Annotated in this window: 1 protein-coding gene; it reads left to right on the top strand. The window is 40.1% G+C overall.

Annotation, left to right across the window (positions count from 1 at the left end; all coding sequences use genetic code 11):
- The first annotated feature begins 117 nt into the window (after positions 1-117).
- Positions 118-1,467 carry an ISLre2 family transposase gene (locus tag GHD25_RS19750; RefSeq protein ID WP_164220065.1) on the top strand — a complete coding sequence of 450 codons (1,350 nt, stop codon included), beginning with the start codon at positions 118-120 and terminating at the stop codon, positions 1,465-1,467.
- Positions 1,468-1,517 lie beyond the last annotated feature (50 nt).

Raw genomic sequence — 1,517 nt, 5'->3', positions numbered from 1 at the left:
CCAGGAATGGGGTCAGCAAGCGAAGCGCGGTAGTTTTACTGGCTTTTTAAATGAAAAAGAGGACCTTCTTTTGTATAGTTATGTTTGCCGACAAAAACTAACAAAGGAGATCCTCAAATGAACGATATCATATCTACGCTAACAATGAAAGAATTAGAAAAAATTACATACAGCGCTTTACAGGAAAGTTTTTCTCAGGTCATGGCACAAACACTACAAGAATTAGATGAGGCGATTGCCACAGGAAGGGATAAGAAGAGGTTTTATCTAAAGGATAAGCGAACGTTAAAATTTGAATCCGTCTTTGGGCAAGTGGAATTGAAAAGAAATTATTATCAGGATAAGGAAACTGGAAAGTACGTCTATTTATTAGACCAATATTTAGCTTTTGATGGCACAAAAGGAATGAGTCCAGTTGTACAAGATTTGGCTATTGAATTAGCTGTTACAGGTGTTTCTTATCGTCAGGCCAGTCAAGCAATGGAGAGGCTTTTAGGTTATCCCGTGATTAGTCATGAAGCCATACGCCAGCAACTTTTAAATACTGAGGTGGTTCCCGAAAAATCTGTGCCACTTGAACAAGATGTTGTATTCGTTGAGGTTGACGGACTTTACACGAAAAGCCAAGAGAAAAAGAAAAAAGGACGAGAAGTTAAAATTGCCAGTGTGCATCAGGGCTGGGAAATGAATGGCAAGCGAGCAAAGTTAATTGAAAAACGGCATTTCATTCATCAAGGTAAACTGCCTTTTTGGGAAGAGTTTGAGCAGTATCTCATGGAAACTTATGAGTACAATCCAACCAAGCACCATCTCGTTATTAATGGGGATGGCGCGAAGTGGATTACATCCTGCCGAGAATATTTCAGGCACAATGCCACTTTTGTCATTGATCGTTTTCATGTAGCCCGCGATGTGCAGCGTCTGTTTAGAAAGCATCCAAGATATCGAGCTATTCGAAAGAAACTGGCAAACTATGATTGGAAAGGTTTCATGGTGGAATTAAATAGTGCAGTGGGTACACTGGAAAACGAAAAGAAAGAAGAACGGTTGGAAGAATTAATAGCGCAACTCTCTCAATATCCGGAGGCACTTGGTGACTATCGTGAGAAGTTGAAAAAGAAAGGCATAGATACAACAGAATTCCGTCCAATGGGGAGTGCCGAGGGAACGATGAGTGTGTTCGCTAGACGGCTTAAAAATGGACGTAGCTGGTGTAATTTAGGTCTTGATAAATTCATCGATGTCTTTGTCGCACTTCAAGACAACTTGGAGATTAAAACATTGCAAGGAATACTTGAACAAACGCAGGAAGTAGAGCAGACAAGTATCCAAGCAAAACCACCTAAACACTTTGTAGAAAAACTGAGGGATAGCGCCGCAGAAGCGACGCGAAACAATCTTGGTTATTTAAAGCAGTCTGTAAGAAAACCAATAACAGCAGCTTTAAAGGGACTCAGAGGAATTTAAAAAAGGTAAAGTGTCACAACTAATGAAAGGATAAAAACATGAGAGCGTTA

The organism is Virgibacillus aidingensis (genome assembly GCF_010994035.1).
In the GTDB taxonomy this organism is placed as follows: Bacteria; Bacillota; Bacilli; order Bacillales; family Amphibacillaceae; genus Virgibacillus_N.
This window is presented reverse-complemented; position numbering and strand designations above follow the sequence as displayed.

Bases quoted from the DNA above. Each gene is read 5' to 3' on its own strand.
- GHD25_RS19750 (WP_164220065.1), top strand. From the start codon at position 118: ATGAACGATATCATATCTACGCTAACAATGAAAGAATTAGAAAAAATT.